This window comes from Aquabacterium sp. (assembly GCF_004297345.1).
Lineage (GTDB): Bacteria > Pseudomonadota > Gammaproteobacteria > Burkholderiales > Burkholderiaceae_C > Aquabacterium.
The window spans coordinates 1-6,139 of sequence record NZ_SCTN01000100.1; the positions used below are offsets into that span (position 1 = coordinate 1).

A 6,139-nucleotide genomic window follows, 5' to 3' on the forward strand; every position below is an offset into this window, starting at 1 on the left:
AGCAAGATGGCCCAGACTGTCGAGTCCAGGAAAGCGTGCGCGGTCAATCCGCTCAAGATGAGCCAGCCGCTTGGCGCCAGCTATGCGTTCATGGGCATGGACAGTTGCATGCCCGTCATGCATGGCTCGCAAGGCTGTACCTCCTTCGGTCTGGTGCTGCTGGTGCGGCACTTCAAGGAGGCTATCCCACTGCAGACCACGGCGATGAACGAGGTGACCACCATCCTGGGTGGCTACGAGAACATCGAGACTGCGCTGCTCAATATCAAGAAACGCGCGAACCCGCAGCTGATTGCCATTTGTTCCACTGGCTTGACAGAGACCAAGGGCGATGATGTCGATGGCTACCTGAACCTCGTGCGACAACGCAAGCCCGAGCTTGATGAGACTGCCATTGTCTATGTCTCCACGCCTGACTATGTGGGGGCCTTCGAAGACGGCTGGCGACTGGCTGTGGCTGGTATGGTCAAGCAACTGGTGCCCGATACATCGGCAGCGCCGAAGGTGGGCGCAGCACCGAGGCAAGTGAATCTGCTGCCGGGCAGCCACCTTACGCCAGGTGACATCGAAGAGATCAAGCAAATCCTCGGAGACTTTGGCCTGAGTGCGATCACGATGCCCGACGTGTCGGGGTCGCTCGATGGGCACATCCCTTCCGATTGGCGCGGCACCACGCTGGGCGGCACCCGAGTTGAAGAACTGACGCGCATGGGCGAGTCGGTGGCCACGCTGGCCATTGGTCAGCAGATGGCCGATGCCGCCAAGGCGCTGGAAGCGCGCACGGGTGTACCCGTCCACCTGTTTGATCGCCTCACCGGCCTGGCATGCAATGACCGCTTTCTGATGACGCTGTCGAGCTTGTCAGGTCAGGCCGTGCCGCAGAAGTACCGTCGTCAACGCAGCCAGTTGCTTGACGCCATGCTGGACGGGCACTTCTACCTGGGCGCCAAGACGGTGGCCATCGGTGCCGAGCCGGATCTGCTCTATGCCGTCGGCGCCATGCTGCATGAAATGGGCGCCGTGCTGCACACCTGCGTGACGACGACGCACTCTGCCGTACTGGAGAAGCTGCCCGCCGAGACCGCGCTGATCGGTGATCTGGAAGACCTGGAGAAGGGCGCAGCCCAATGCGATCTGATGATGACGCATTCGCATGGCCGCCAGGCTGCCGAGCGCCTGGGTACGCCCTTCCTGCGCATTGGCTTCCCCATCTTTGACCGCATCGGCAACGCTCACCGGCTCATGGTCGGCTATCGCGGTACGCGTCAGTTCATCTTCGAAGTGGCTAATCTGATGATGGCCCACATCCCTCACGCCGAGCCCGATAGCTGGCCGTTACCCGATGCGGCCCAGCGCGTCGCCAAGCCGGCCCTGCCCGCCGTAGCCGAGTTACCTTGGCCCATCAAGGCCGCGCCCACATCCAACCCAACTGCCGATGGAGTCACACCATGAAAGTTGCCTTCAGTACCCAGGACAAGCAGCGCGTGGACGCGCACTTCGGCTGGGCCAAGAACATCGCCGTCTATGACGTCACGCCCGAGGGGTATGCCTTTGTCGAGAACTTCGAGTTCGGCGGCAAGCTGGAAGAGGACGGCGATGAAGACAAGCTGGCGCCCAAGCTCGAAGCCATCAAGGATTGCGCCATTTTGTATGTGGCTGCCATCGGTGGCTCGGCTGCGGCACGTGTGGTGGCCGTGAAGATTCACCCGATCAAGGTGCCCGCACCCGAGCCCATCCTCGACATCCTGGAAAAGCTCCAGGACGTGCTCAAGGGCACGCCGCCACCGTGGCTACGCAAGGCCTTGCAAAAAGGTATCGAGATCCATTTTGACGAAGACGAAAGCGAGGCCAAGCATGGCTGATACCGCGACGGTGGATGTACCGTCTGAAGAAGCATTCATGGCCACGCCCTTCGTGCGTGAGCTGGTCAAGGTTCTGCGTGCGCAGGACACCCACGGGACATGGGATGGCAAGACAGATCGCAAGCTGCTTGATCCGTTCATCCTGACGGCTGAACAGCGCCGCGAGATGCCGATCATCGGCGATCCCGATCCGGAGATCCTCTGGCGTGTCGAGCTGTTCTATAACGCCATTGCCGTGGCCATCGAACGCGAGACCGGCAACATGGTCACGCCCATGATGAAGATGAGCCACGAAGGCTTCGGGCGCATCGTCCTGATTGCAGGCCGTCTGATCGTGGTCAACAAGCAGTTGCGCGATGTCCATCGCTTCGGTTTTCCTTCGCTGGCCAAGCTGGCTGAAGGTGGCGGCAAGTTCGTGTCCGAGGCCGTCAAGATGATCCAGGACTATCCGCAAGTCGCCAACTATGGCGCCTGAGTTGCAAGGAGAAGCAAGATGGATGCGGATGAACTGAAAGCCAGGATCAGGAAGCTCAACGCCCAGGCCACGCAGGCCAAGATGGACCTGCATGACCTGTCCGAAGAACTGCCCACCAACTGGGAGAAGATCCTTGATGTGGCGCAACGCTGCCACGATGCCCACGCTGCGCTGACCGAGGCCCGCAAGGCCGCGGCAGCCGCGTGAAGACTTGTGGAGGAAGGCCATGAGCAACTTCTCGATCACCATGCCCAGCGGTCAAGCCTGGGAGCCCCAATTCGTCCAGAACATCAACGAGGACACCTGCATCGGTTGCGGCCGCTGCTTCAAGGTCTGTCCGCGTGGGGTGCTCGAGCTGGTCGGCCTCAATGAAGATGGCGAGCGGGTCGCCATCGGGGATGAGGACGACGAAGACGAAGAGTACGAAAAGAAGGTCATGACCATTGCACACGGTGACATGTGCATTGGCTGCACGGCCTGCTCGAAGATCTGTCCGAAGAAGTGCTACACGCACGCACCGGCGGCAGCCTGAGTTGAGCGAGGCAGGGGCAGGCATGCCTCCTGCTTTCTTTTTCAGTGAACAGACAGGTGCCTACATGCGCATACCGCTATATATAGAGAAATACGACGATGGTCGATCCAGTCGCCTCAAGCGTGCGTCGCATTTGGGGCGGGAAGTGAATTGGTCGGACAGGGTGCCCACGCTGTGGAAGGACCTGACCATCGGCCCTCTGTGGGTCGATGTAAACAGAGACCCCGAGTCAGGCGCTGAACGATGGATGGGCTACGACGAAGACGAGCAACCCTGCTATTGCCGTTATCGGTTCGAGGTGGCGATGGGTACCTTGAACAACGAAGGCAATGGGCTGTATCGCGAAGACCTGGCCGCGTGGCGGATGCGTGACGGCCGTTGGCTCATCCATCGCATCATCCACAGTCAGGCTGACGAGAAGGCGGCCTATGCTTTCTACGCTTTCAGCGAGAGCATGCCGCGTTGAGGTGTGTCGGTGAGATCAGGCGGGCACGGCCAGGATCACGTGGCTGGCCTTGATGATGGCCGATGCAGCCTTGCCTGGTGTCAAGCCCAACTCGGACACGGCCTCGTTGGTGATGACAGCAAATACTTCCGTGCCACCCGGCAGGGCGATGCCGACTTCGCTGTTCACGGCCCCCTTGCTCAATGTACTGACCTGGCCAGCCAGCTGGTTTCGGGCACTGAACGTGAGGCCTGCATCCTGGGTGGCCACCATCACCCAAGGGGCCTTGACCAACGCGACCACCTCTTTGCCTACAACCAGGCCCAGCGACTTGACGCTGCCCTCGGTGACGATGGCCACAAGGGTGTCGCCCCCGCTGGTTTGAAGCGTGACTTCTGCGTTGACGGCGCCAGGCTGGATGGCGGTGATGCGGCCTCGGAAGGCGTTACGGGCGCTGACTTTCATGACAAACCTTTGATGCTGCTTCAGGTGTGGTGGATAACCGTAGCTGTTGGCACGGCCTTTGCGTTATAAAGCTTCGTATACGACAAAACGAACACAGTTGAGCCAGTCTAGACCCCACCCCTGTATGGACGCGAGCCATATCCGAGGCGTCTGGTCGAACTAGCCTGGTGCGTTTTCCAACGAGTCCGATGTCGATATGTAGCGAACGCGACAAAGCCGTGATGTCATGAATACCAGCCGAAAGACGCCCAGCAAGTCCACCAGCAAAGTTGCCCGCGCGGCAGGCCCCAGGCTGTTTGGCAAGCTGGAGGTGTCAACTGAACTGGGTACGTATCTGGGTGATACCCGCATCCGATTGCTGGAAGCGATTGACCAGTACGGTTCCATTTCGCAGGCGGCCAAGCATGTGCCTTTGTCCTACAAAGCTGCCTGGGATGCCGTGGACGCCATGAACAACCTCGCCGATCAACCCTTGGTCGAGCGCAGCACAGGCGGCAAACACGGTGGAGGCACCTTGCTCACGCCGCATGGCCGCAAGGTTGTGGGCCTGTATCGGGCGGTGGAGGCCGAATACCAGATGGCGCTGGACCGGCTCATGACGCAATGGGGCGACATCGGTGAGGGCAGTGCTCGTTCATTTCAGCAGTTGCTGCGCCGCATGGGCATGCGCACCAGCGCGCGTAACCAGTTTGTCTGTACGGTCAGCGGGCTGCGAGAAGGCGATGTGGACTACGAGGTCTACCTGAGGCTGGATAACCAGAACGAACTCGTGGCCGTGATCACGCGCGATTCAGCTGAACAACTGGGCATCGAGATCGGCATGGAGGTCGTCGCGCTGGTCAAGGCCTCGGCCGTGCTGTTGCTGACCGATGAGGGCCTGCGCACCAGTGCCCGCAATCACCTGTGGGGTGAGGTTGAGCGCATCACGGAGGGGCCGGTGAATTCGGAGGTGGTGCTGTCCCTTGGGCGAGGGAAGACCGTCACCGCCGTGGTCACCAAAGATTCGGTGAATGCCTTGGGGCTGGTCGAAGGAGGGCGTGCTTGCGCCATCTTCAAATCGTCCAGCGTGATTTTGTCCATTCTGGGTTGAGCCCAAGCGCTTGTCTCGGCGTTGCAAGGAGTTGAAGATGAAACGTGTACTCAAGCAGGCCATGTTGGTCTGGTGTTGTTTGACGGGCCTGAGTGCCGCGCAGGCCGGTGAAGTGCAAGTGGCCGTGGCGGCCAATTTCGCGGGGCCCTTCAACAAGATCGCCGCCGTCTTCCAGGCCGAGACCGGGCACACGACCAAGGTGTCCGTGGGTTCCACGGGCAAGTTCCATACGCAGATCAAGGAAGGCGCCCCCTTCGAGGTGCTGCTGGCGGCCGATCAGGACACACCCAGAAAGCTGGAAGAGGAAGGCCTGAGCATCAAGGGGCAGACCTTCACCTATGCCAAAGGCAAGCTGGTTCTGTGGAGCGCCAAAGAGGGCTTTGTCGATGACAAGGGCGCCGTGCTGAAGAAGGGCGGCTTTGCGCACCTGGCGTTGGCCAATCCCAAGCTGGCCCCCTATGGCGCTGCGGGCGTGGAGGCGCTCAAGGCCCTGAATCTGACGGATGCCCTGGCGCCCAAGATGGTTCAGGGGGACAACATCGCACAGACCTTCCAGTTCATTGCCACCGGCAACGCCGAGCTGGGTTTCGTGGCCCTTTCACAGGTGGCTGCCCCTGACAAGCCCGCTGGCGGCTCGTATTGGCTGGTGCCTGCTAAGCTGTACACGCCCATCCTGCAGGACGCGACCTTGCTCAAGAAGGGCGAAGGCAATGCTGCCGCGGCGGCCTTGCTGAAGTTCCTCAAAGGTGACAAGGCCCACATCATCATCAAGGCTTTTGGCTACGAACTTTGATGCTGGATCCCGATGATCTACAGGCCTTGCGCCTGACGGCTGCCCTGGCCACATCAAGCACGCTGTGCCTGCTCGTGCTGGGCACGCCCATCGCTTGGTGGCTGGCGCACACGCGTTCGCGCCTCAAGGGGGCTGTGGCCGCCATCGTGGCCTTGCCGCTGGTGCTGCCGCCCGCGGTCATCGGCTTTTACCTGCTGATGTTGATGGGGCCGCATGGGCCCATCGGGCAGTTCACTCAATGGCTAGGCTGGGGGCTTTTGCCATTTACGTTCTGGGGATTGGTTGTCGGGTCTGTGATGCACTCGTTCCCGTTTGTGGTTCAGCCTCTTCAGCAGGCTTTTGAGGCGATCGGGCCTCGTCCATTGGAGGTTGCTGCTACCTTGCGCGCCACGCCCTGGGATCGATTCGTCAGCGTGGCTTTGCCCCTGGCTCGGCCGGGATTTCTGACGGCCGCCGTATTGGGCTTCGCGCACACGG

10 protein-coding genes are annotated in these 6,139 nt (G+C 60.8%); 9 read left to right on the forward strand and 1 reads right to left on the reverse strand.

The genetic code is table 11. The features are described 5' to 3' along the window. Positions 1–6 precede the first annotated feature (6 nt). The 6 genes from nifN (at position 7) to EPO09_RS02970 (ending at position 3,335) form a co-directional block, all read left to right on the forward strand. On the forward strand, positions 7–1,452 hold the full coding sequence (nifN, locus tag EPO09_RS02945; protein WP_290640002.1) for a nitrogenase iron-molybdenum cofactor biosynthesis protein NifN: 1,446 nt from the start codon (positions 7–9) through the stop codon (positions 1,450–1,452). Continuing rightward, the gene (gene nifX, locus EPO09_RS02950; protein WP_290639985.1) at positions 1,449–1,862 is read left to right on the forward strand and encodes a nitrogen fixation protein NifX; all 414 of its coding nucleotides are present in this window, start codon (positions 1,449–1,451) and stop codon (positions 1,860–1,862) included. The genes nifN and nifX overlap by 4 nt, the downstream gene beginning before the upstream one ends. Continuing rightward, positions 1,855–2,337 (forward strand): NifX-associated nitrogen fixation protein, encoded by a 483-nt coding sequence (locus EPO09_RS02955; RefSeq protein WP_290639987.1) that lies wholly within the window; start codon positions 1,855–1,857, stop codon positions 2,335–2,337. The genes nifX and EPO09_RS02955 overlap by 8 nt, the downstream gene beginning before the upstream one ends. A gap of 18 nt (positions 2,338–2,355) precedes the next feature. Beyond that, positions 2,356–2,544 (forward strand): CCE_0567 family metalloprotein, encoded by a 189-nt coding sequence (locus EPO09_RS02960; RefSeq protein ID WP_290639989.1) that lies wholly within the window; start codon positions 2,356–2,358, stop codon positions 2,542–2,544. A 19-nt stretch (positions 2,545–2,563) separates the two neighbouring features. Next, positions 2,564–2,869 carry a ferredoxin III, nif-specific gene (fdxB, locus tag EPO09_RS02965; protein ID WP_290639991.1) on the forward strand — a complete coding sequence of 102 codons (306 nt, stop codon included), beginning with the start codon at positions 2,564–2,566 and terminating at the stop codon, positions 2,867–2,869. Between the two features lie 64 nt (positions 2,870–2,933). Continuing rightward, on the forward strand, positions 2,934–3,335 hold the full coding sequence (locus tag EPO09_RS02970) for a hypothetical protein (RefSeq protein WP_290639992.1): 402 nt from the start codon (positions 2,934–2,936) through the stop codon (positions 3,333–3,335). Between the two features lie 15 nt (positions 3,336–3,350). Here the strand turns inward: EPO09_RS02970 and EPO09_RS02975 are convergent, their stop codons facing one another. Beyond that, positions 3,351–3,779 (reverse strand): molybdopterin-binding protein, encoded by a 429-nt coding sequence (locus EPO09_RS02975; RefSeq protein ID WP_290639994.1) that lies wholly within the window; start codon positions 3,777–3,779, stop codon positions 3,351–3,353. 226 nt (positions 3,780–4,005) lie between these two features. Here EPO09_RS02975 and EPO09_RS02980 point away from each other — a divergent pair, with 226 nt between their 5' ends. The 3 genes from EPO09_RS02980 to EPO09_RS02990 form a co-directional block, all read left to right on the forward strand. Beyond that, the gene (locus EPO09_RS02980; RefSeq protein ID WP_290639996.1) at positions 4,006–4,869 is read left to right on the forward strand and encodes a TOBE domain-containing protein; all 864 of its coding nucleotides are present in this window, start codon (positions 4,006–4,008) and stop codon (positions 4,867–4,869) included. A gap of 37 nt (positions 4,870–4,906) precedes the next feature. Further along, positions 4,907–5,662, forward strand: coding sequence for a molybdate ABC transporter substrate-binding protein (gene modA / locus EPO09_RS02985; protein WP_290639998.1), 756 nt, complete (start codon positions 4,907–4,909; stop codon positions 5,660–5,662). After that, positions 5,662–6,139, forward strand: a 478-nt coding sequence (locus EPO09_RS02990) for a molybdenum ABC transporter permease (RefSeq protein WP_290640000.1), incomplete at its 3' end; no start/stop codon positions are given. The genes modA and EPO09_RS02990, both read left to right, overlap by 1 nt.

Bases quoted from the DNA above. Each gene is read 5' to 3' on its own strand.
- fdxB (WP_290639991.1), top strand. From the start codon at position 2,564: ATGAGCAACTTCTCGATCACCATGCCCAGCGGTCAAGCCTGGGAGCCC.
- modA (WP_290639998.1), top strand. From the start codon at position 4,907: ATGAAACGTGTACTCAAGCAGGCCATGTTGGTCTGGTGTTGTTTGACG.
- EPO09_RS02960 (WP_290639989.1), top strand. From the start codon at position 2,356: ATGGATGCGGATGAACTGAAAGCCAGGATCAGGAAGCTCAACGCCCAG.
- EPO09_RS02970 (WP_290639992.1), top strand. From the start codon at position 2,934: ATGCGCATACCGCTATATATAGAGAAATACGACGATGGTCGATCCAGT.
- EPO09_RS02955 (WP_290639987.1), top strand. From the start codon at position 1,855: ATGGCTGATACCGCGACGGTGGATGTACCGTCTGAAGAAGCATTCATG.
- EPO09_RS02980 (WP_290639996.1), top strand. From the start codon at position 4,006: ATGAATACCAGCCGAAAGACGCCCAGCAAGTCCACCAGCAAAGTTGCC.
- EPO09_RS02975 (WP_290639994.1), bottom strand. From the start codon at position 3,779: ATGAAAGTCAGCGCCCGTAACGCCTTCCGAGGCCGCATCACCGCCATC.
- nifN (WP_290640002.1), top strand. From the start codon at position 7: ATGGCCCAGACTGTCGAGTCCAGGAAAGCGTGCGCGGTCAATCCGCTC.
- nifX (WP_290639985.1), top strand. From the start codon at position 1,449: ATGAAAGTTGCCTTCAGTACCCAGGACAAGCAGCGCGTGGACGCGCAC.